Here is a 22,078-nt window from a genome sequence, read left to right as displayed (position 1 = left end):
TCTTCATGAGAAATTCATTACATTTTCATGAGAAAATCGCACATGAAGTTTAAAATAAAGACATGAAGATCAGCGAGGCAAAAAATCAAAGCTAACAAAGATGAGATTAAATTAGGGGGAATATAGGATGAGAAAAATCAGTAAAAAGATTACGGCAATTGCAGGAACTGCAACATTGGCAGTTGGGCTTTTGGCTTTACCAGCTTTAGCTGGAACGACTCAAAGCAACGGATGGATGAGTCAAATGCAAGGCTTCATGCAGCAGACTTTTTCACCAGGTCAACATCAAAGGTTAATGAATTCGAACGCTATGCAAAATCTCCATAATTCGGCGGGGATGCAGAAGGCCATGGAAACAGGGGATGTTAAGGCTATGCAAGATCTGATGAATTCAGACCCAAATGTAAAGGACCTTATGGGACAAGATAACCTTGATAAAATGAGCCAATTCATGAGTCAGTCTGGAGGAAATATGATGACCAACCGAAATAGTGCTGCCAGTTCCGGAAGTTCGATGATGAACGGAATTGGAACAGAAGACGGGAAGTAGCATGATGAATTTCTAAGATCACTTTTTACTAGATCTTCGATCGTAGGCAATGCTTAGTTTGAACATGCTCATCACAAGTGCTTGATGGGGTTTAGTTCCCAAAAACGTTCATAACTTGATGTTCGCAATAGTAAAAGTGGCGAGGATTAACCCTTGGCCACTTTTATTTCTTTGGGAACGCTAGACCAATTCCTGTTCCTCCTGTCTCATGAGTTCGGGATTTATCTGCACGGTAAAATCGCTCGAATATTAAAGGAAGATCGTCTTCAGAAATGCCCATTCCTGTGTTCTTGATTTTAAGGTTAGTAAAATTGATGTTTGTGTAAGCATGTGAGTTGTATTTTGAGGAAGATGACGTGAATATATTCATCCACTCTTTGAACATTCGTGGGACCAGCGAGTAGCTCATTTCTATGACTTAGATAAGCACATTATTGAAGTAGGGGAAAACATGGTTATTGTTGTTAAGAGATTTATAGAAACTGGACTTTCGATTGAAGAAACGGCTAATCGTATGGATGTACCAGTTGATTATGTAAGGTCGTGCTCATCGTAAAAGGTAAGCATGCTGGGATATTCGGAAACTATCAATTAAGGTAGCATTATCGGTTTAAGTTGACGAAAGGCTGGGTAATATATTGGAGATAACTCCGAAAACGGATAGCCCTGCTCCGATCACAGGGAATATTCCTTGGTCCCAAAGTAGAACTGGAGAATTTGATAACAACTTTGACAGAGTCGGATCTCCTATAAAGGTGTTTATAGATGAGGTTACACTATCGGAGGCAATAGAATTCTGGGCTCCAGCTGAATCGCTGTTTGATACGCAGAATACTTCGTGGTCATCCACCAGGGTTGAGCAAATCCTGCCCCCAGAAGCAATTGAAGCAATCCGAAGTTTCCTGGAAAAAGCTAAAGGGAGCGAATCCGGTTTCTTCTTCCTGAACTCCGGAGGCGCAATGAACCGGGTACCTCCTCAGGATACAGCTTTTTTCTCAGCCCCTTCCTTCACCCTTAAAGCGCATGGAGAACGCACTATTTCTCTAAGTGATTTCAAGGGAAAGAAAAATGTTTTCTTAGCTTTCTATCCTCTTAATTGGACTCCAATCTGAAGTTCCCAATTGCCTTCCTACGAGAAAGAAATATCTCGTTTCGAAGCGCTCAATACCCAAGTTTTGGGTATAAGTGTAGACAGTATCCCTAGCCATGAGGCCTGGCAGAAATCCATAGGTGGCATAAGCTATCCATTATGTTCAGATTTCTATCCCCATGGGGAAGTAGCAAAGAATTATGGAGTATTTCGTGAGGGAGATCCGATCCCTGGTATTGCAGAAAGGGCTTTATTCATCATCGACAAAGAGGGTAAGATACAATTTATTGATGTTCACCCAATCGAGAGCCAACCAGATAATGAGGAGATATTTCAAATACTTTCAACTCTGAATTAAAATGGGATAATTGAACTTTATTGATAAAGGGAGTGTTGCAAAACTACTTACGAAGTATGCGACACTCCCTTTAAACCTTGACTGGACAGCAGGATGTTAGACGGCTAATCCGGTCTTAAAGGCCTTCACATTGGCCTCAAGAACCTTTTCTGGGATAAGGTCCTTCATCACTTGAACCCAATCGAGCTGTTCTAGGCCTAGAGCCTTGACTAGCACACCTAAAAGTACAATATTGTGGGTTCGGATATTGCCCAGTTGCTCTGCGAGTTTCACAGCCTGTAGAACGATGGTCCGCTCAACCGCCTGGGTTAGGCTCTCTATAATCTCCTGGGGGTAGTCCTCCGTTCCGGAAAGTACAGATTGAGAGTAAATCTCATGGTCGCTGACAATCAGGATTCCGCCTGCCTTCAGATGGCAGAGGTATCTCAAGGCTTCCACTTTCTCGAAAGCGATCAGTACGTCGGCTTCCCCTTTATTGATAATAGGGGAATTGACCTTTTCGCCGTACTTGATGTGTGTGGTCACGCTTCCGCCCCTCTGGGCCATGCCGTGAATTTCGGACATTTTTACATCATAACCCGCTCCGAGGAGACCTTCGGCCAGTATTTTCGAGGTGAGGATCGTCCCTTGGCCGCCCACACCAACCAACATTACGCTTTTATTCATCTTATTCACCTACCTTCGCGATGGCATCGAATTTACACACCTGTTGGCACAAAGTGCACCCGTTACACTGGGCCTTATCTATGTGGATCGTTCCATTTTTCATGGCAATAGCCGGGCATCCGGTTCTGAGGCAGGCTTTGCACTTTTTACATGTTTCGGCCTCGCTGTAGCAGTAGAGACCTTCCCGTTTTTTCTGTACGTCCTTCATCAGGGCACAGGGCTGTTTGGTGACGACCACAAAGAGCTCCTGGGAAGCATAGGCCTCCTGCACGGCTTTTTCGGTTTCTGCGAGGTCGTAAGGGTCGACGATACGGATATTTTCCGGCTTGACGCCGACGGCTTTTACTACGTTGACTAGATCGATCACCGGTGCCGGCTGTCCCATTAAGTTGACACCGGTGCCCGGGTTCTCTTGGTGACCGGTCATGGCGGTTGTGCTGTTGTCCAGCAGGATGATCGCCATATTACTGTTGCTGTAAACGGCATCGATCAGGCTGGTGATGCCGGAATGGAAAAAGGTGGAGTCGCCCATGATTCCGAAGATTTTTTCCTTGCGGCCCGCCATCCTGTTGACCTTTTCGAACCCAATGCCGGAGGAAATTCCGGCACCCATGCAGATGACCGTATCCAACATGCTTAGGGGTGGCACCATGCCCAGTGTGTAGCAGCCGATATCGCCAGTGACAACGATGTTTTTGAGTTTTTTAAGGGCCACGTATAGGGGGCGGTGTGGACAACCGGCACAAAGGACCGGGGGGCGTGCCGTTGGTTTTTGGGACACCTGATAGGTTTTGGGTTCAGTTTCCCCAAGCAGGGCCCGGCGGACGATCTCTGCATTCAGCTCGCCGCAAATGGGGATCCGTTCCTTGCCAATGCATGAGATGCCTAGGGACCGGACCTGTTGCTCCAGGTAAGGATCATTCTCCTCGATGATATACAGGGTATCGACTTGGGCGGCAAAATCCCTGATCTTTTGCTCCGGCAAAGGGTAGGTCATGCCCAGCTTGAGATAGGAGGCCTGATCTCCAAAAACCTCTTTGGCGTGCTGATAGGAAATCCCACTGGTGATGATGCCGATTTTTCGGTTCCCCCATTCGATTCGGTTGAAGGGGCATGTTTCGGAGTAATCCTTGGCCCGTAGTAGTTTTTCTTCCACCACCGGATGCCGTTTGAGGGCGTTCCCGGGGGACATTACGTACTTGGCAGGGTCTTTGACGTAAGGTTTTACGCCGGCTTCTACCCGTTCTCCGGTCTCCACGATGCTTTTGCTGTGGCAGACCCGGGTAGTCACCCGGAAGAGCACCGGGGAGTCGAACTCCTCGCTTAAAGCAAAGGCTGCTTTGACAAAATCCAAGCACTCTTGGCCGTCGGAAGGCTCTAGCATGAGCACTTTGGCATGAGGGGCAACCAGTCGGTTGTCTTGTTCATTCTGAGAGCTGTGGAGTCCGGGGTCGTCCGCATTAACGACGACAAGGCCGCCGTTGACACCCGTATAAGCCATAGTGAACATCGGGTCTGAGGCCACATTCAAGCCCACGTGCTTCATTGCAGCTAAGGCCCTGCTGCCGGCGATGGAGGCCCCGCTAGCAACCTCCAAGGCCACCTTTTCGTTGGGAGACCACTCGGAATAGATTTCAGAGTACTGGGAGATATTTTCCAGGATTTCCGTGCTGGGCGTACCTGGATAAGCGGCTGCTAGGAGACAGCCCGCTTCATAAGCACCACGAGCAATGGCTTCGTTGCCAGTCAAGAATTTTTTCACATTTCCACTTCCTTTTCATTCACGTTGAGGCAAGGGCGATTCAAGGGTTTTAGAGTATGGCCTACTTACCTGTCGAGAGAGTTAGTGAATCTTTTCCAGGGGACTGAGGTTTTCGGTTTGATAAGGGAACCTGTTTAATGGCAATTAGTGCTCCTGCTAAGCAAAGGGCCAGTACCAAATAGAAAACAACCTGATAGCTCCCGAGCCTGTCAAGGAGAAACCCGGACCCCAGCACCCCGGCAATGGCTCCGATACCGTAGGCAGTAAAAACGATGCCGTAGTTACGACTGTAGTTAAGGGCACCAAAAAGGGATAGGGTCGACGTGGGGGCAATTGCCAGCCAACCACCGAGGTTAAACCAGAAGATCGAAAAGGCGACGCCAAACAGGAGGGGTTGACCTTCCCGGGCAAAGAGCATCAGCAAGGCGGCAAAGGCGATCATACAGTAGGAGAGGGTAGCGGCCTTGGGGTAAGAAAGCCGATCGGTGAGCCAACCGAAGACAGGGCGTCCGAGACCGTTGAATATTGCGAAGAGAGACATCCAAAAGGCGATACTTCTAGAGGAGAGGCCCATGTACTCGATACCGATCTTTCCCGTCATACCGATGAGCATGAGGCCAATCATGGCGCCGATCAGGAAATTCAGATACAGTCCTTTGAAGGATCGGGTTTTTAGCATTTGGTCAGAGGGAATATCCTTAGGCTTCCGATCCTTTGTATCCGGCAGCAAATTCGACTCACTGCCGCTTTCCTTGGGATAACGGAAGGCGAGGGTTAAAACTGGGAGCAATACGCCAAAGGCAATTCCCAAGATCATAAACGTAAAGGAAATGCCGTACATTTCAATGAACATCCGGGCCAGAGGTGCGGTAATAAGGGGGGAAAGGCCGAAGCCGATCAGAACAAGCCCAACTGCAAGCCCTTTTTTGTCCGGAAACCATTTGGCAACAACAGCCAGCGGTACACCATAAGCGATCCCAACCCCCGCACCGATGAGTACCCCGTAGGTCAGAGTCAGGATATAGATATTCGGAGCGTAGGCGGAGAGTATCCAGCCAAGGGCGATGAGAAAGACTCCCGTGGTCATGATGGCCCGCGGGCTGTAACGGTTATAAAAATATCCGGAGATCATCATGAACAGGGCATAGAAAGCCAGAGAGACCATATAGGGCAGCCCGCTTTGAGTGGCACCGATCCCGAAGGTCTTCTCCACCGGGATCCGGAAGACGCTCCAGGCATACACCGTGCCCAGGCACATCATCACGAGATTACCGAGCACCACGTAAACCCAGCGCCAGCCGCTGATGAAGGCTTTATTTTGAACGGTAGTTTGAATCATAAGTTGTCCTCCTTCAAGTTCAATCTGTCCGTTAAGTCATAGGGGATGTTTTCCCAGGACTTAGCTATAAAACCCTCAAGGTTTTCCCGGAACCAAGGATACTTGATTCCCAAGATGCGGGCAGCCAGGATACCGGCGTTTTTGGCATTGTTGATACCCATGGTAGCCACTGGTACGCCGCCTGGCATTTGGACGATGGATAATAAGGAATCTAGACCTTCCAGGGTTTTCAACTGGACGGGAACCCCAATCACCGGCAGAGATGTCATGGAAGCGACCATGCCTGGCAAATGGGCGGCACCCCCCGCACCGGCGATGATCACTTCGAGGCCTCGCTGGATGGCGCTTTTGGCGTAATCCATCATCCGCTCCGGCGTCCGGTGGGCGGAGACGACCTTTATTTCAAAAGGGATGTCGCAGGCTTTTAAGACGATGGCTGCTTGTTTCAGCACCGGCAAATCGGATTCGCTGCCCATGATGATGCCAACTAAAGGCAGGGGGGGTTCGCTCATTTTCTGGTTTAGCATAAGGCTTTCCTCCTCGGTTTTTCAATGGTAATATGGCTGATGGCCTGTCGTGCTTTGGCCTCGGCCATTTCAACGGTCTCTCCCAGCACGGTGATGTGACCAAGCTTACGCAGATGGCCCGCATCGGGTTTGCCGTACAAATGGAGATGGCTGTCCTCCAGTTCCATCAGGGCTTCGGCACCCTCTAGACGGTAATCGCCGGTCACCCGCTCCTGTCCGAGGATGTTGTACATAACGCTGGGGGACTTCAGCTTAGCCGAACCGAGGGGCATACCGGTGATCACCCTGACCAACTGTTCGAACTGGGAGGTGACGCAGCCTTCGATGCTGTAGTGACCAGAGTTATGAGGTCTTGGGGCAATTTCATTGACAAGGACGTTATATTGGGCATCCACGAAAAACTCGATGCAGAAAACGCCGTAGTCATCTAGAGCTTCAATGATACACTTGGTGATGTTTCGGATTTGCTCTGAGGTTTGTTCCGGCAATGTGGCTGGGATGATGGATTTAATGAGGATGCTCTCCTTGTGGATGTTTTCCGCAATCGGATAATGGATTAGCCCGTCACGGTTTCTCGCTACCACGATAGAGACTTCCATGCAATAATTTACGAGGGCCTCGGCCATCATCTCCATTCCGGTAAAGGCTGCGTAGGCGCTTTCTAGTTGGCCGGGTTCTTTGATAATCCGGTTTCCTTTGCCGTCATATCCCCCCGTACACGATTTGAGAACGAGTTGACCGTTCAAGGTACGGTAGGCTGCCTTTAAGGCATCAAAGCTATATATCTTATAAAACTTGGGTACCGGCACGCTAAGCTCGGCGAGCAGCTTTTTTTGCTCGTATTTATTCTGAATGCGCTGGAGTGTGCGGGGTGACGGGTAGATCCGGTGGCTCTGCATTTCAAGCTTAATCAGGTGCTTCGCGTCGATGTGCTCGAATTCATAAGTCAGGACGTCGGAATGATTGGCAAGTTCCCTTAGTGCCGCTTCGTCGGAAAAGGGGGCGACGATCTGGGCATCAGCCACTTGCCCTGCTGGGGACTGGGGCTTCGGGTCAAGAACGGTAACGTAGTAACCCATTCGTTTGGCTTCTAGGGTCAGCATTCGTCCCAGTTGTCCTCCACCCACAATCCCGATTCGCGAAGGTGGGCTTAGTCGAGGAATATCTTTTTTAGACATGAGTTAACCTCCTTCTGGCAAATAAAAAAAGCCAACAACAAAACGCCGTTTACACGGGTTAAATGTTGTTGGCTTACAAATTGACTGGTCAAAAAGACCTTTCAATGTGTCTTCCAAAAATATAAATACTATTTTTTGAACATTTCCTCGAGATCCCGGTCGACCACGATACCAATAAGTTTCTCGCCGGTTCTAGTACTAACATCGGAATAGGTGCTAATGACATTGACATCGAGAATGGAGTGGATGGCTTCTTCTAAGCTTTTCCGGGAATTCTCAAAAAGAGCAACTCTGAGCTTTTTGATGAGGTCGACGCCTTCTTTGTTAATGGCAAGGTTAGTCTCCGCTTTGCTCAGAAAACCTTTGACCCGGACAATAACTAGATCTTGAAAAATGATGGTTCGAATACTGGCCGGACCTCTACCCATATGCTCTATTTCAAATTTGCTAATGACTTCGCTGATTTTAGCTTCTACTTGTCCTTTAGTCATGGGTCACACCTTTTCAATTCTTAAGCTTTATTACCTATTTGATAGAACTTAAGAGTTTTCAACTTCGAATAGTTTATCATGGACGGCTGACAATAGTCAATGTGACATTAATCATAGTATCAGGTATAACTATTCCTTTGGGAACCTTCATACGGAAAACCCTAAAATGGTCATGAAATTCGCTAATATTTATGAGAAAAGACAATCACCACCACAGTTTAAAATTACCATTGACCAAACTAAATAGTAATGCTAAAATTCGCTTTGCATAGGTGATATTGAATATCAATTGCACTAATTAGTAGGAACATTAACTAGTTTTCTATCAGAAGTGGCTTGGTTCACAGTTGTTATATAAAGGAAGGAGATGTAAATGGAGTAATTTAACATTTAGTTAAGTAATTAGAATCCTTAAAAAGAGAGAGAGTATTAAGTTATCAAAATACATATTATTAATAATATAGAACAAAGGGTCCTGTTTAAATCGTAAGATGGGGAAGGTGTATGTGAATTTCAATATTAGAGGACAAGGGAACTATCTAAACAACTGAATGGGATATGTACTTCACAAAAACCTTACTATGAATGCTATTTAATTCTTTTTGGACCTAATTGGCTCCCATGGTGGGCGTAAAACCAGTTGAATTGCTCAAGATTCCTATAAGCGAAGGTGAAAGAGAAAACTTGGCTTTGGAAAGGTCTGTCGTGCTCCTGAACAAGTAGGAGCAATTTTTGGGCCATTTATAGAGAATGATTATCATCGTCAGCCTTGAGTTGTACTTAGAAATTAAGTAGACATACAGGTTTCCATAGATTAAGGAGGGACAGGACATAATGCAAATCAGCAGAAGAGAATTTCTAAAATGGTCCGTCGCAGCAGCAGTTGCCCTAGGTATAGAAGTCAGTCTTGGCAGTGTTACCAATGTTCTCGCAGCTGAATCAGATCCACCGCTTATTTGGCTTCAAGGATCAGGGTGTTCAGGTTGTACAATATCGACGTTAAATGTAACTAATCCTACCACTATTGATAATGTGCTCTTAAACAAAATCAATATGAAGTATAACAGCACCCTGATGACCGCTTCCGGTGACCTAGCGATGCAAACCTTGGACCAAAGTGCAACTCAACACAAGGGGCAGTTTATTTTAGTAATTGAAGGTGCAGTGCCAACGGGTGCCAATGGAAACTATTGTGTCATTGGAGAAGTTAACGGTACTCACCTAACCATGGAACAAGCTGTCTTGAAGTATGGACCGATGGCTAAATATGTGGTTGCTGCAGGAACTTGTGCTGCCTTTGGAGGAGTTTCGGCAGCAGGAGTCAATACAACAGGTTGTGCAACAGCCACCTCTATACTTAATGGAAAGACTGTAAACCCGGTGGTTAATTTACCTGGGTGCCCGGTCCACCCAACAGTTCTTATTCAAACACTTCTAGATTTAATTCTCATTGGCATGCCTTCCCTGGATAGTTATAAACGACCAAGTAACTATTTTGGTTCAAAGATCCATAGTAATTGTCCGCGAAAAGGAACCCCTGTTGTAAAACAACTGGGTCAATATGGTTGTTATAAAAATGTAGGCTGTAAAGGACCCAGTTGTCAGAATGTATGTCCTTCAATGAAGTGGAATAACGGACAAGCATGGTGCATTGGGGTTAACCATCCTTGCATAGGATGTGCGAATCCTGATTTCCCATCCAATCCTCTATTAAAGGCATAATAGTAGTTTCTAAAGGGAAGGGAAGAAATAAATTGAGTAAAATCGTATTAGATCCGATTACTAGGCTTGAAGGTCATTTAAAAGTGTCTGTAACTCTTGATGCCAATAATGTTGTAACAGCTGCTCAAGCAACGGGCAACTTATATAGGGATTTTGAAAATATGCTGATCGGCAGGGATCCAAAGGAGGCTGCATTTCTTACCCAACGAATTTGTGGAGTTTGCCCAGTTTCTCACGCTATTGCTTCCTCAAAGGCCGTGGAGAAAGCAGCAGGGTTTACGCCAAGTCTCCAGAGCTTATTATTAAGAAACTTGATTCAGGGAGCTAACTTCATCTCAAGTAATGTTTTGCACTTTTACCAACTAGCTTTAATGGACTATGTTCAAGGCCCGCAAATGCACCCGTGGACGCCTGGATATACGCAGGATTTCAGATTTAATGCGACTGACAGTCAAGCCTTAATTAATAACTATGTTGCAGCATTATCCATCAGAAGACAGGCCCATGAAATGGGAGCCATCTTTGGTGGAAAGCTTCCCCATGTCGGCAACGTAGTTCCTGGTGGAGTTACCGCAATCCCCTCCGCAACAGACATTACAAACTTCCGTAATTATTTAAATGATATAACTACGTTCATCCAAACTACGTATGCAACGGACGTCAACAAATTAGCGTCGACTTATAGCGACTATTATACGGTAGGCAAAGGCTATGGCAATCTAATATCCTTTGGGGTCTTTGATACCAATACGTCTGGGAATAAGCTATATCCGGCAGGAACGGTAACTAATGGCACCATCGGGAGCTTTACACAGACAAATATCAAAGAATATGTAGGACATTCTTGGTACTCTTCACCATCAGGTTATAATCCGGCCTCCGAGACCACGACTCCAAGCTTTGGTAAAGCAGGAGCTTACACTTGGTTAAAGGCACCGAGATATAATGGAGCTGCTTATGAAGCGGGTAGCATAGCTAGGACTTGGCTTACGGGAGAGTATCGGCGCGGTGTTTCTGTCATGGACAGGCACTTAGCGCGACACACAGAAACAAATACAATTGCGATTAATATGCAAACATGGTTGAATCAACTGGTTGTCGGTCAAAACCAGTTTACTAATTTAGGAACTCCTGTTTCCGGCTCTGGAATAGGGTTAACTGAAGCACCCAGAGGTGCACTCGGTCACTGGTTATCCGTAGCAAGTTCAAAAATCACAAGATACCAAATTGTTACTCCAACTTGCTGGAACGCTTCACCTATGGATGATGCCGGCATTGTAGGGCCGATGGAAAAGGCTTTAATTGGAACTAAGGTCGCAAATTCGGCTCAACCGGTGGAGCTTTTAAGAATCGTTCACTCCTTCGATCCCTGCACAGGTTGTTCCGTTCATGTGATGTCTCCTGAGGGAATGGAAATGTCTAAATTCGTTGTACAACCCCTATGAGTTTAGAGATGAAGGACACGGTCATTATCGGAATTGGTAACATTCTCCTGCAGGATGATGGCGTGGGAGTTCATGTTGTAAATCAACTGAAAAGTGAAATCCTTCCATCGACAATTGAGTTAGTCGATGGAGGTACTTCCACCTTAGATACACTTGGCTACTTTTTGGATTATAGAAAGGTTATTGTGGTTGATTGTTTGAAAGCCGGTTTAGAACCAGGCACAATCTATAAAATAAAACCGGAAGACATTAAGAATTATCAAAAAGAAAACCTTTCTATTCATGATGTTCAAATCTTGGATGTTGTGAAAATGGCCAATATGATGGGGCAATATCCTGAGGTTGTTATCTTTGGTATAGAGCCGAAAACAATCGCTGTAGATTTAGAAATGACAGATTTGATGAAAGCTAAAATCCCTGAAGTGATTGCTAATATTAAGAAAGAGCTACTCTTAGATGCAGAAGTAGGATTAGGTGAACCTAATGCATGAAGTTTCCATTATCCAAAGCGTGATTGACATAGTCACCAAGCAAGCCCTTGAGAATAATTTAACAAAAATTAATAACCTTTCTTTAAGAATAGGAGAGCTATCCGGTGTCATGCCTGAATCCTTAGAGTTTGCTTTCGACAGTTGTATTAAAGGTACGATGCTGGAAGAGTCCACATTGAACATAGAAATAGTAAGTGCACTAGGTGAGTGTAAAGATTGTAATCTTGAATTTCCGATTGAACACTTCAATAAGCTATGTCCCAGTTGCAACAAGTTCTGTACTAACATCATTCGTGGATATGAGCTTAATATAAATACCATTGAAGGAGACTAAACGATGAGTGAGATAAAGGTAGTTGCAAACATCCTCCACACCAATGAGGAGATAACCTCTCAAAACAAACGGTTGCTCAATGAAAAAGGGATCTATGTTATTAACCTGATGAGTTCTCCAGGTTCTGGTAAGACATCCCTGCTGGAAAAGATCATCACAAAACTTAAAGATAAAATCAGAATTGCAGTTATTGAAGGGGACTTGTACACAACGAAGGACGCTGAAAGAATCGAGGCCCAAGGAGTCCCGGTGGTTCAGATCAACACTGGGGGAGCTTGTCATTTGGATGGAAAGATGATCAAAGGGGCCTTAGATTCTTTAAACCTGGATAATGTGGATTTGCTTGTGATAGAAAATGTCGGCAATTTAGTCTGCCCAGCGGCCTTTGAGCTGGGTGAAGACATAAAAATCACGGTATTGAGTACCACGGAAGGCAATGACAAACCATTGAAATATCCGCGAATGTTTGAGAACAGTGGGGCAATTATTTTAAACAAAATGGATTTATTAGAACTGACTAATTTCGATAAAGCTGAGTTCTACAAAGACATTAACTCTCTTAATGCCCTAGCCACTATTTTCGAAACGTCCTGTGTTAGAGACCAAGACCAGGGTATTGATGTATTATGCACATGGTTACGTCAGCAAATACAATTTATGAAGCATGAATCCTGATTAGAATATACTTTTATGGACTCAAAAAAGGGAGAGATTAGTGTGTGTCTTGCCGTTCCAGGAAGAGTGTTGAGCATTAAAGGGAAGATGGGGATTATCGAAGTTGGAAGTATCAAAAGAAAGGTCTTTTTGCATCTAGTACCGGAGGTATCCGTCGATGATTATGTACTTACCCATGCAGGGTGCGCTATTCAAAAGATTGATGAAGCAGAGGCAAAAATTACTATTGATATATTAAAGGAGTTATCCGAAAGTGAAGTTTGTCGATGAATTTAGATCGAGGGACTATTCCAAACTATTAGTAGAAACTCTGCAAAATTCTTCTCGGGATAAGATTAATATCATGGAAGTCTGCGGCACTCATACTATGGCAATCTTTAGGTATGGTATTAGAGACGTTCTTCCAGCCAATGTAACGTTAATATCGGGACCGGGCTGTCCTGTTTGCGTTACTCCTCAGAGCTATATCGATACTGCTTTAGACCTTTCAAGTCGAGAGGATGTCATTATAGCAACTTTTGGGGATATGATGAAAGTTCCGGGCAGAAAAAGCTCGCTCCTTAAGAAAAAGGCGGAAGGCTCGGATATAAGACTGGTGTACTCCCCTATGGATTGCCTCACCCTTGCTGCGGACAATCCTGCGAAAAAGATTGTTTTTTTGGCAGTTGGCTTTGAAACAACCGCGCCGATGACTGCGGTAACGGCTATGGAGGCAAGAAAAAACGGCTTAAGCAATCTTTTTTTCTTTACAGCCCATAAAATTGTGCCCCCTGTTATGGAAGCACTGGTAACTGATAAAGAACTGAACTTGGACGGCTTTTTATTACCGGGAAATGTTAGTGCAATTATTGGAACTGAACCTTACGAATTTCTAAGCAAGGATTTTAATATTCCTGGAGTAGTGACGGGTTTTGAACCCGTAGACATACTTCAGGGATTAAATACTTTAATAAATTTAATAAGCAAAAAGGACTGTAGCATTGCTAATGACTATAAACGAATCGTAAGAACTACCGGCAATTCCGAAGCTAAAGAGTACATGAACAAAGCCTTTAATGTTGTTGATTCTAATTGGCGAGGAATCGGCAAGGTTCCGAAAAGTGGCTTGGAGTTTAATCGTGATTTTGAAGAGTTTGATGCCCTTAAGCATTTTAAAATTAGTTATGAAGAGTATGATGGCAGCTCAGGATGTCGATGTGGCGAGATCCTAAAAGGGAAAATGAATCCAACCCAGTGTTCTCTTTTTAAGCAAATTTGTACACCGGAAAATCCCATTGGATCTTGTATGGTATCGTCAGAAGGCACTTGTGCAGCTTATTTTAGATATTACAAATAACCCGGGAAATGGAGGAGTAAAATTGAGTACCATAACCCTAAGTCACGGAAGTGGCGGTACCCAAACCAACCAATTAATTAACGATGTATTTTTTAAATACTTCGGTAACGATATATTAATCCAGATGAACGATGCTGCTCACTTAGCCATAGATTTTAAGAAACTGGCGTTCACCACAGATTCTTTTGTGGTGAATCCTCTTTTCTTTAAGGGAGGAAATATCGGTAAACTAGCTGTTTGTGGAACGGTCAATGATTTAGCCGTCAGCGGAGCAAAACCACTTTATTTAACCTGCGCCTTTATTATTGAAGAGGGTTTTTCTATGGCCGACTTAGAGACTATTGTTAAGACCATGGCAGAAGAGGCGGAGAATTCTGGGGTAAAAATTGTGGCCGGAGATACAAAGGTAGTCGAAAAGGGCAAAGTCGATGGGGTATATGTCAATACTTCAGGTATTGGGGTCATTTATGAAGATGTCAATATAAATTGCGCCAATGCTAAGCCAGGAGATGTAATCATAGTCAATGGCACTATAGGAGACCACGGAATGACGATATTATGTGAAAGAAACAACTTCGGATTTGAGGGGGATTTGAGCAGTGATTGTGCCTCTTTGAATACATTGGTTGATTGCATGTTTGAGGTCTACAACGGAATTCATGTGATCCGCGACGCTACAAGAGGGGGAATAGCTGCGGTTCTTAATGAAATTAGTGTCTCAAGTAATGTATCCATAGTACTCGAAGAAAATCTCCTTCCAATAAAAGAAGAAGTAAAAGGAGCCGCAGAAATGTTAGGCTTTGATCCACTTTATATTGCTAATGAAGGAAAGCTCTGTGCCTTTGTACCAGAAGCTCAGGCGGAGCAGGTGCTTTCGGCCATGAGAACACACCCTTTAGGTACGAATGCCGCAATCATCGGCAGAGTCACTGAAGAAATGGGTAAAAGAGTGTATATGAAAACCGTTGTTGGAGGAAAGAGACTCGTAGACATGCCATCAGGAATTCTACTTCCCAGGATATGCTAAAACGGTAAAACGGGATTAAATCTGCAAACATTCTTAAGTCCTCCACCTTGGTTTAGGTTGGAGGACTTAAGAACATAAATGACCGAATACAAATCAGGCGCGAAGACCCATAAAACTATCGCCGATACATTTCAGGAACTACTGATAGTACTTGTCCAACTGGCCAGACTTGGTGTCAATCTAGCTAGACCAGATTTGTGTATGTTGAACCTGGTCTAATTTTTATTATCCATACAAATCAAACTTCCTTTAAGCATAATGGCATTGATAAATTCTCGAACGTGCTTCGCATCATTAATATTCCAGTTAGATAATAATTGGAAGTGCTAGTACACCTAGGTTTAAAGAATATTGGTAGGATAACACTAAACCGCTGGCGATAGCATTGTGAGTATAATGACTAATCGGTCAATGTTTAAGACCATGGTAGAGGTCATGTCCGATCCTAAAATGAAAGCAAAGCCATGTTAAAAGACCCAGCCCTCGCGAACCCTTGGTTAAGGAAGTTCTAGGTACAAAATAAACTTTATACGTTGAAGAAAGGCCCCTGATTAACCTCGGGGCCTCAGCCTGTAGACAAAAGAGGAAACATCCTTGTCCAAATGATATAATCCTTCGTTCTCAGTGTACCGAGAGTAAATCCCGTCAAAAGGTTGTAGTCCGCCATGTCTGGGAACCTTATATGGAACTTGCAGAAGATTACCGCCATACAGTGAATACAGAGATATTTACAGTTAAGAAGCGAAACCATTGAGCGGGTGTTTGCTGGTGCAAAAGAACTGTTGTCGCTACTTGCGTTTTTTGTTCAGTGCCAGTTCCCATACGAGGACTCAAAGAAATTAAACGAGTCTGTAAACCTCAAGGTAGGGTTATTCTCTTGGAACATGTCCGGAGCGATAATCCAGTGCTTGGAATAATCATGGATATCTTAGATCCACTGATTGTCAGGATGATGGGTCCTCATATTAATCGGCGAACAATAGAAAATATTGATAGAGCGGGCCTCCGAATCAAAAGTGTTGAGGATCAACACCTTAAAATTTTAAAACTTATAATAGCAGAATCATAAAAAATACGGGAGATGGTATTTTCCATTCTCAAGTCTTAGATCATAGCATGGTATTTGTGATTAGCGGATGGCCTTGATCGTTCAATATTCTAACTAGTCACTACTATTTCTTTAGGAAGACAAACGATAAATTCGGTCTCATGCCCAACTTTACTTTGTACGGTTATCGTACCTTGATGAAGGTTTGTAACCTGGCGTACCAGCGCTAGACCAATTCCTGTTCCTCCTGTCTCACGAGTTCGGGATTTATCTGCACGGTAAAATCGCTCGAATATTAAAGGAAGATCGTCTTCAGAAATGCCCATTCCAGTGTTCTTGATTTTAATGTTAGTAGAAATAGATGTTTGTGTAAGTTCTATGGTAACCTGACCGCCAGGGTTAGAGTATCGATAGGCATTGTGTACTATATTATAGAAGAGTCTGGTCAGAAGATGCTCGTCTCCAGAGGTAGTCACGGATTCTACTGGGGCATTCCAATTTAGAGTTAATTCCTTCTCCTGAATAAGAGGATATAGGCTGCGAATAATCTTTTCAAGAAGATGCTTTATGTCCACAGGTTCAACGTTTAGCTGTAACCCGCCGATCTCAGCCACATTTAAGTCTTTTAGATCACTAGACAAGTCAACTAGACGGTCAATTTCCTCATGAATAGAGGAAAGGTTTTCTTGATCTGCAGGAAGAACCCCGTCTTGAAAGGCTTCAATATAACTTTTGATTGAGGTCAAGGGAGTCCGTAGTTCGTGGGCGATATCGGCCGTAAACTGTTTCCGGAGAGTCTCTTGTCGATCCAAATTGTCGGCCATCGCGTTAAAAGCGTTGGCTAGTTGTCCCACCTCGTCTTGGGAGCGAATGGAAACGCGTTCATCAAGGTGTCCATGCCCAATACGATCGGCTGCTCGGGTTAATCGTCGGAGTGGAGCGACGAGTTGACGGCTTGTAAAGAAACTTAGAAGAATCCCAAATAGAAGGGCCATTCCTCCAGCGAAAAGCAAAGAGCTAAAGACTGCGGATTGGAAGCGGATATCTTGAGGGTTAAGAATTTGTGCCGTTGCAGGGTAGTGGACCTCGGCAGTTGCTAAAGTACCTTGTGGTCCCGACACCGCAAACGTTTTTGTTTTCCAACTTGTCGTGGAGTAGGAGGACATACCCATACTCATATCCATGCCCATTCCGCCTTGCCCATGCATCATACTATCCATAGGGTTATCTAATGTAGCGATAAGTTTACCGGTTGGATCTGTCAGAGTAACAACTGTACCAAGCGGGAGAGAATGACTTATTTCGTTCAGAGCAGCAGAATCCCAAGTACCCTTGGTTTTATATAGTTCACTCAGACGAGAGGGCAACTCTTCTAAGGTTTTTTCACTCACCTGAGTTAAGTAATCACTAAACTGTTGTTTGAAGACAAAGTTCACTGAAAGCATGCTGAACGATAAGGTAATAAGCGCAATGATCAACGTAGAAAGAAATAATTTAGTGCGCATATTATTCCACCGAATTCGGGTTAAACTTGTAACCCATACCGTAAACAGTCAAAATTATCTGGGGGTTGCTGGGAGTCGTTTCAATCTTTTGGCGAATCTTCTTAATGTGGGCATCAATCACTCGGTCATCTCCGTCAAAGTTATGCCCTTGAACAATCTCTACCAACTGACCTCGTGATAACACCCGTCCAGGGTGTTTAGCTAAGGCACCTAAAATCTTAAATTCGGTAGGGGTCAATGAGATTTCCTGATCGTGTAGCCTAATTTCATACTGAATATTATCAATGGTGAGGCCATTGTCATAGGAGATCACGTCTGCAAGGGGGGTGGTTTCATTATTTACTCGACGTAGTACAGCACGGACACGGGCGACCACTTCACGAGGGCTAAATGGTTTAGTAATGTAATCATCTGCGCCAATACTTAATCCTTCGATGCGATCTTCTTCTTCTAATTTAGCGGTGAGCATAATAATGGGTACGGAGGATATTTTGCGAATCTCCCTGCAAATCTCTGTTCCGGACATGCCAGGGAGCATTAAATCAAGAATTAGCAGGTCAAAAGGGTTTTCTTTAAACATGGTTAAAGCGACAATGCCGTTAATAGCAGTGCTAACCTGAAAACCTTCTTGCTGAAGATAAGCTTTGAGTACGGTCGTAATCTTTTTTTCATCATCAACTAATAAAATCCTCATGAACGGCATCTCCTTCTGCAATTAGCTCTAGGTTTCAAGCATCTTAATAAGCAAATCCTAGCAAGTAGGATTATTTCTACATTTAATCCTAAGTCTAACGGGCTTGATGTGTATTCATCAAGCCCGTTAATAGTATTACTTTACATGCGCATTGCCATTGGGAGAATAAATAGATAGATGTTAATAACCCCTAATATTAGGCTCAAGACTGCAAAAGGCATAAAGCTGGATATAGTTTTTCCTTCAGCTCCGAAGTTATTCTTCGAGATTCTATAAGCAGCATAGATAGAACCAAAGGTACCAAGGGCAATTAGACCAAACTGAAGTAATTGAATGGTAGAATTACTTAGAATAGCAGCTGACGCGCCATGAGTATCAACACCGAATAATGCTACGAAAGTATAAATGACAGATTTACCCTCAGCTAATAAATGGAACAGATTGTGAGCAATGTGGCCTGCCAAGTCTAAAGGAATTAAAGCATATCCGAACATTGCAAAATTTTGTAAAGTGCTTTTCTTATTTGATATTTTTGCAAAGTAGCTACTAATGAACAAAGCTAATACTGGGATTGCCATAGCAATAATAAAGGTAATGGTAAAGGTTACAAAGTAATTTGTTGTTCCCACAAAATTCTCAAGCTTCTTAAGCATTTCCTGCCATACTTCAAGCATGGTAATGTTCTGAACAAAGACGATTCCCATGATGATGATGGCCAAGAAGGATTCCTCGAATTTCGGTTTCCTTATAGACCATAAGCCTTTGGAAGGAACTCGGGTCGTTAATTGAATGGAGTCATTTGGACAGGTTTTAATACAGTTCGCACACAGGTTACAACTCGCCATACTTTCCATAGTTCTTGGGAATTCAAACATCGGACAACCCGGCGTTTTTGCGTCCCCTTTGTAACAGGACTGGGTTTTACATTTTGCACATTTTTCTGGAGTAGCCTTTAATTCTAGAGAACCGGACCTAGCGTAGTTCCCTGACAACCCGCCTAGGAAACACAAATAACGACACCACGTTCTGCGCTCAAAGAACGCACCGCTAACAATAACTCCTGTTGTAATAATTAGGAGTAAAACGCCTGATCCCCTAGGGCTTTCAACAACACCAAACGTATGATCAGCCCATGTGATTAAGATGAAGAAAGCGTCGATTAGCCATATTCCATATTTCTTTAGGAACTTGGGCACGGGTCGATTGTTTCCTACGATTTTCTGTATCCAGTCACTTACTGTTGCAAAAGGACAAATCGCGCACCAGAATCGGCCAAGCAATACGAAAATGATGGGAATAAGAGGCCACCATAAAACCCAAGTACCAGCCGTTCCAAAGTTATCATGAGCTGAACCAGGCCCAGCCATCAATTCGAAAACAATCAGTGCAAAAACGGCTAGAACAGGTAACTGAATAATACCTGGAAACCAACGGCTTTTAAGGATACCTTTTATGGTTTTATTTTCAAGTAAATTCTTCCTTTGAGATTCCTTTTGTGTATCAGGATTAATCTTCTTCGCTACTGACATTTATAGTTTCACTCCTTTACTGCTGATGTGGTATTGTTATTCATAAATTTGAGAATCCCAGCTATCACCACTACTAAGGCGTTGATTCCTGCGAATCCCCAAACTACCGGCCAATTAACCCCTTCTGGGTCGGAAGCTCCTTCGCCATGTCCACCACTGCTTTCGCCATGACTCTCGCTACCACTCTCTTCACTGTGTTCGTCACTGTTTTGCTCGCCTAGACTACTTGCTTCACCATGTCCAGGCATGTTAGGGTCCATATCTGGTGTTGCTTCATGGCCTGACTGCGGGCTGGAATTATTGGCTTCAGGTTGCAAAGTCGTTATTTCATTAGCATTATCATTTGTTTTGGGTTCAACCTGGGTCGTCGTACTTCCCCCCATGTCCATTCCTGCATGCCCACCAGAGTTATCACCCTCACCAGCGAAGCTCATGCTGGCAGAGCTTAATAATAAGCTGATACCTATGATTCCTATGGATAATCCTTTTTTAAACGACGACATTCTATTAGGCATCCTTTTTTCACTCCTTTTAATTTCTACGTATTATCTATGTAGCAATTTCCGTGCCAAGTCTCCTCAGTCATATTTTGTGCTCTTAGGCTTCTTAAGCGTTAAAATCCACAGTTGGATTGAGTCATTTCACACAGCATTGTGAGTGATTTACCACAGCTACTCTAAAATATATTAATAACTGATGAATTTCTTGTGAATAACTTAAAAATAATGAAAAGGGCCCGGCTCGGCCCTTTAGTACTGCCTCCGGAAGGGTTTCACTCGAAGAAGTTGAGAAATCCTTCCTACATCTGGCGGATGCTGTATTTCGTTCATCGTTTCTTCAGAAATAGTGGGGTGCGTTTTAGTTTGGAGGGACAGTCAATGATGAAGAATATCCAATGATGTCGAGTATTCTATAGGTGGGATTGGGAATACATCGATAGACAGTTTTCTCTACATGTATCTCAGTGCGATAAAAGGAATAACACTGTTACGGATAATAGCCAAATGGATATCTCCGGAAGAGTCAATCTATTGGGCTATTTTTCTACTATGCCCTAATACGTTTTTGTCGTTCTGGCTATTATTTTCTGATAATAATAATAGCCGGCAGGAATATTTAGGAAAGTGATAGAACTCTAAGTTGAAAGAAATTAAATTCGAAAGCTATTTTACAATATGAAAAAGCCACTCTTTGGGGTGGTAAGCTTTCCAGTTAGCTCTAAGCATCTCAAGATTGGTTTGAGAAGGTAGAGCACAGCGATCTTTACTTCCTTTGGCATTGCGGATGAAAAAAGTGTATATCTGGGAACGTTTTGGTCACTACTTTCATCACAACAAATAGCCAATCTGACCCAAGATGTAATCAACTGATTTACGATGCTTTAAAAAGTACCGGAAAGATTAACGAGTAAAAGAATGAAAGTAAAATTTGAAGGTTGGCGCGTATCACTTAAACACAGAATTTAGCACTACTTAGCTAATCTTATATGGCATAAATGATTGTGGCATATTCGTAAGACGTACTGAAAAAAAGTAAATTTGTTTTGAGAATGGGGATATCTCCGAAATTAACTTCGGGTATTTCCCAAAATAGTAGGAATACCCGAACTAAATATTCGGGAATCCCGTAGTTAAGTGTCATGCACATTTCGGGGTAGGTTTGCCAGATGAGAATTATAGGACGAAGAGGAGGTTCCGTTAAATGGACGAGCTTAAATATCCCATTGGTCAATTTAATTTTTCTGAAGAGGTCAGTGACGTGCAAATTCCAGGCTTAGTTGCACACTTAGAGGCACTGCCAGATTTACTTTCAAAATCCATTGGAGGTTTGTCTGAAGATCAATTGAACTGTTCATATAGACCAGATGGATGGACAATTAGACAGGTGATTCATCATATTGCTGATAGCCATATGAACGGGTACGTTAGGTTTAGATTGGCACTTACGGAAGATTGTCCCACAATCAAACCATACGACGAGGCACAATGGGCAGAACTAGAGGATGCTGTGAATATGTCGGTTGATGTTTCTCTAAGGCTTGTCGAATCGTTACACAAAAGATGGGTTCGATTAATAAGATCATTGACCAGTACCAAACTTAATTCTGAATTTCGTCACCCTGATATCGGAAACGTAAGTCTCAAAAAGGCTATAAGTCTTTATGCGTGGCATGGTAATCATCATCTAGGACACATAAACACCTTCAAATAGAAGATCGGGCTAGAAAAATAGAGTGGGCACAACACATAACTTCTAGAGATTTATGAGGGTGCAAGACAAAGAAAAAGCCATTGATCAACTTCAATAGCTA

The 22,078-nt window shown here is 43.6% G+C and carries 23 protein-coding genes and 3 pseudogenes; 14 read left to right on the top strand and 12 right to left on the bottom strand.

The window, feature by feature from the left end; translation table 11 throughout:
• Positions 1–127: 127 nt before the first annotated feature.
• The gene (locus DP73_RS17905) at positions 128–550 is read left to right on the top strand and encodes a hypothetical protein (RefSeq protein WP_034601373.1); all 423 of its coding nucleotides are present in this window, start codon (positions 128–130) and stop codon (positions 548–550) included.
• Positions 551–713: 163 nt separating this feature from the next.
• Here the strand turns inward: DP73_RS17905 and DP73_RS23165 are convergent, their stop codons facing one another.
• Complete coding sequence (locus tag DP73_RS23165) at positions 714–830, bottom strand: ATP-binding protein (protein ID WP_282432700.1); 117 nt, start codon at positions 828–830, stop codon at positions 714–716.
• A gap of 81 nt (positions 831–911) precedes the next feature.
• On the opposite strand from DP73_RS23165, the pseudogene DP73_RS22800 reads away from it, so the two are divergent.
• Together DP73_RS22800 and DP73_RS17895 are read left to right on the top strand one after the other, a co-directional pair.
• Positions 912–1,106 (top strand): annotated as a pseudogene (locus DP73_RS22800) (glyoxalase); the annotation flags it as partial.
• A 403-nt stretch (positions 1,107–1,509) separates the two neighbouring features.
• Positions 1,510–1,998, top strand: coding sequence for a redoxin domain-containing protein (locus DP73_RS17895; RefSeq protein WP_242865798.1), 489 nt, complete (start codon positions 1,510–1,512; stop codon positions 1,996–1,998).
• 96 nt (positions 1,999–2,094) lie between these two features.
• On the opposite strand, the gene DP73_RS17890 is transcribed toward DP73_RS17895, so the two are convergent.
• The 6 genes from DP73_RS17890 to DP73_RS17865 all read right to left on the bottom strand — a co-directional run bounded on the left by DP73_RS17890 (position 2,095) and on the right by DP73_RS17865 (position 7,961).
• A complete protein-coding gene (locus tag DP73_RS17890; protein ID WP_034601370.1) occupies positions 2,095–2,664 on the bottom strand; it encodes an indolepyruvate oxidoreductase subunit beta in 570 nt (189 codons plus the stop codon).
• Between the two features lies 1 nt (position 2,665).
• Positions 2,666–4,426, bottom strand: a complete 1,761-nt coding sequence (gene iorA, locus DP73_RS17885; RefSeq protein ID WP_034601367.1) for an indolepyruvate ferredoxin oxidoreductase subunit alpha — start codon at positions 4,424–4,426, stop codon at positions 2,666–2,668.
• A 61-nt stretch (positions 4,427–4,487) separates the two neighbouring features.
• A complete protein-coding gene (locus DP73_RS17880; RefSeq protein ID WP_052090815.1) occupies positions 4,488–5,765 on the bottom strand; it encodes an OFA family MFS transporter in 1,278 nt (425 codons plus the stop codon).
• Positions 5,762–6,292 carry a 5-(carboxyamino)imidazole ribonucleotide mutase gene (gene purE / locus DP73_RS17875; RefSeq protein WP_034601366.1) on the bottom strand — a complete coding sequence of 177 codons (531 nt, stop codon included), beginning with the start codon at positions 6,290–6,292 and terminating at the stop codon, positions 5,762–5,764. The genes DP73_RS17880 and purE overlap by 4 nt, the downstream gene beginning before the upstream one ends.
• Positions 6,286–7,470: a 5-(carboxyamino)imidazole ribonucleotide synthase gene (purK, locus tag DP73_RS17870; RefSeq protein WP_034601363.1), complete on the bottom strand. Its 1,185-nt coding sequence runs from the start codon at positions 7,468–7,470 to the stop codon at positions 6,286–6,288. Before purK ends, purE begins: the two co-directional genes overlap by 7 nt.
• Positions 7,471–7,598: 128 nt before the next feature.
• A complete protein-coding gene (locus DP73_RS17865; protein WP_034601360.1) occupies positions 7,599–7,961 on the bottom strand; it encodes a DUF2294 domain-containing protein in 363 nt (120 codons plus the stop codon).
• A gap of 834 nt (positions 7,962–8,795) precedes the next feature.
• On the opposite strand from DP73_RS17865, the gene DP73_RS17860 reads away from it, so the two are divergent.
• The 10 genes and pseudogenes from DP73_RS17860 to DP73_RS24030 all read left to right on the top strand — a co-directional run.
• The gene (locus DP73_RS17860; protein ID WP_034601358.1) at positions 8,796–9,683 is read left to right on the top strand and encodes a hydrogenase small subunit; all 888 of its coding nucleotides are present in this window, start codon (positions 8,796–8,798) and stop codon (positions 9,681–9,683) included.
• A 32-nt stretch (positions 9,684–9,715) separates the two neighbouring features.
• A complete protein-coding gene (locus DP73_RS17855; RefSeq protein ID WP_034601355.1) occupies positions 9,716–11,128 on the top strand; it encodes a nickel-dependent hydrogenase large subunit in 1,413 nt (470 codons plus the stop codon).
• Between the two features lie 8 nt (positions 11,129–11,136).
• A complete protein-coding gene (locus DP73_RS17850; protein ID WP_034601353.1) occupies positions 11,137–11,619 on the top strand; it encodes a HyaD/HybD family hydrogenase maturation endopeptidase in 483 nt (160 codons plus the stop codon).
• Positions 11,612–11,953 carry a hydrogenase maturation nickel metallochaperone HypA gene (gene hypA, locus DP73_RS17845; protein WP_034601351.1) on the top strand — a complete coding sequence of 114 codons (342 nt, stop codon included), beginning with the start codon at positions 11,612–11,614 and terminating at the stop codon, positions 11,951–11,953. Before DP73_RS17850 ends, hypA begins: the two co-directional genes overlap by 8 nt.
• Positions 11,954–11,956: 3 nt before the next feature.
• Complete coding sequence (hypB, locus tag DP73_RS17840) at positions 11,957–12,628, top strand: hydrogenase nickel incorporation protein HypB (RefSeq protein ID WP_034601350.1); 672 nt, start codon at positions 11,957–11,959, stop codon at positions 12,626–12,628.
• Between the two features lie 42 nt (positions 12,629–12,670).
• Positions 12,671–12,898, top strand: a complete 228-nt coding sequence (locus DP73_RS17835) for a HypC/HybG/HupF family hydrogenase formation chaperone (RefSeq protein WP_034601349.1) — start codon at positions 12,671–12,673, stop codon at positions 12,896–12,898.
• Positions 12,882–13,964 (top strand): hydrogenase formation protein HypD, encoded by a 1,083-nt coding sequence (gene hypD / locus DP73_RS17830; protein ID WP_034601346.1) that lies wholly within the window; start codon positions 12,882–12,884, stop codon positions 13,962–13,964. The genes DP73_RS17835 and hypD overlap by 17 nt, the downstream gene beginning before the upstream one ends.
• 22 nt (positions 13,965–13,986) lie before the next feature.
• A complete protein-coding gene (hypE, locus tag DP73_RS17825; protein ID WP_034601413.1) occupies positions 13,987–14,991 on the top strand; it encodes a hydrogenase expression/formation protein HypE in 1,005 nt (334 codons plus the stop codon).
• 78 nt (positions 14,992–15,069) lie between these two features.
• Positions 15,070–15,210 carry a hypothetical protein gene (locus tag DP73_RS23590; RefSeq protein WP_165574431.1) on the top strand — a complete coding sequence of 47 codons (141 nt, stop codon included), beginning with the start codon at positions 15,070–15,072 and terminating at the stop codon, positions 15,208–15,210.
• A gap of 400 nt (positions 15,211–15,610) precedes the next feature.
• A pseudogene (locus tag DP73_RS24030) lies at positions 15,611–15,770 on the top strand (IS5/IS1182 family transposase); the annotation flags it as partial.
• Positions 15,771–16,149: 379 nt separating this feature from the next.
• Here DP73_RS24030 and DP73_RS17815 read toward each other — a convergent pair.
• The 5 genes and pseudogenes from DP73_RS17815 to DP73_RS24020 all read right to left on the bottom strand — a co-directional run.
• Positions 16,150–17,544, bottom strand: coding sequence for a HAMP domain-containing sensor histidine kinase (locus DP73_RS17815; RefSeq protein WP_034601345.1), 1,395 nt, complete (start codon positions 17,542–17,544; stop codon positions 16,150–16,152).
• 1 nt (position 17,545) lies between these two features.
• Positions 17,546–18,238 (bottom strand): response regulator transcription factor, encoded by a 693-nt coding sequence (locus DP73_RS17810; protein WP_034601344.1) that lies wholly within the window; start codon positions 18,236–18,238, stop codon positions 17,546–17,548.
• A gap of 140 nt (positions 18,239–18,378) precedes the next feature.
• Positions 18,379–19,767, bottom strand: coding sequence for a 4Fe-4S binding protein (locus DP73_RS17805; RefSeq protein WP_034601343.1), 1,389 nt, complete (start codon positions 19,765–19,767; stop codon positions 18,379–18,381).
• Positions 19,768–19,775: 8 nt separating this feature from the next.
• Complete coding sequence (locus DP73_RS17800; protein ID WP_034601342.1) at positions 19,776–20,282, bottom strand: hypothetical protein; 507 nt, start codon at positions 20,280–20,282, stop codon at positions 19,776–19,778.
• A 660-nt stretch (positions 20,283–20,942) separates the two neighbouring features.
• A pseudogene (locus tag DP73_RS24020) lies at positions 20,943–21,056 on the bottom strand (integrase); the annotation flags it as partial.
• A gap of 412 nt (positions 21,057–21,468) precedes the next feature.
• On the opposite strand from DP73_RS24020, the gene DP73_RS17795 reads away from it, so the two are divergent.
• On the top strand, positions 21,469–21,978 hold the full coding sequence (locus DP73_RS17795; protein WP_034601341.1) for a YfiT family bacillithiol transferase: 510 nt from the start codon (positions 21,469–21,471) through the stop codon (positions 21,976–21,978).
• Positions 21,979–22,078 lie beyond the last annotated feature (100 nt).

The sequence above is a fragment of the Desulfosporosinus sp. HMP52 genome, from assembly GCF_000765145.1.
Lineage (GTDB): Bacteria > Bacillota > Desulfitobacteriia > Desulfitobacteriales > Desulfitobacteriaceae > Desulfosporosinus.
This window is presented reverse-complemented; position numbering and strand designations above follow the sequence as displayed.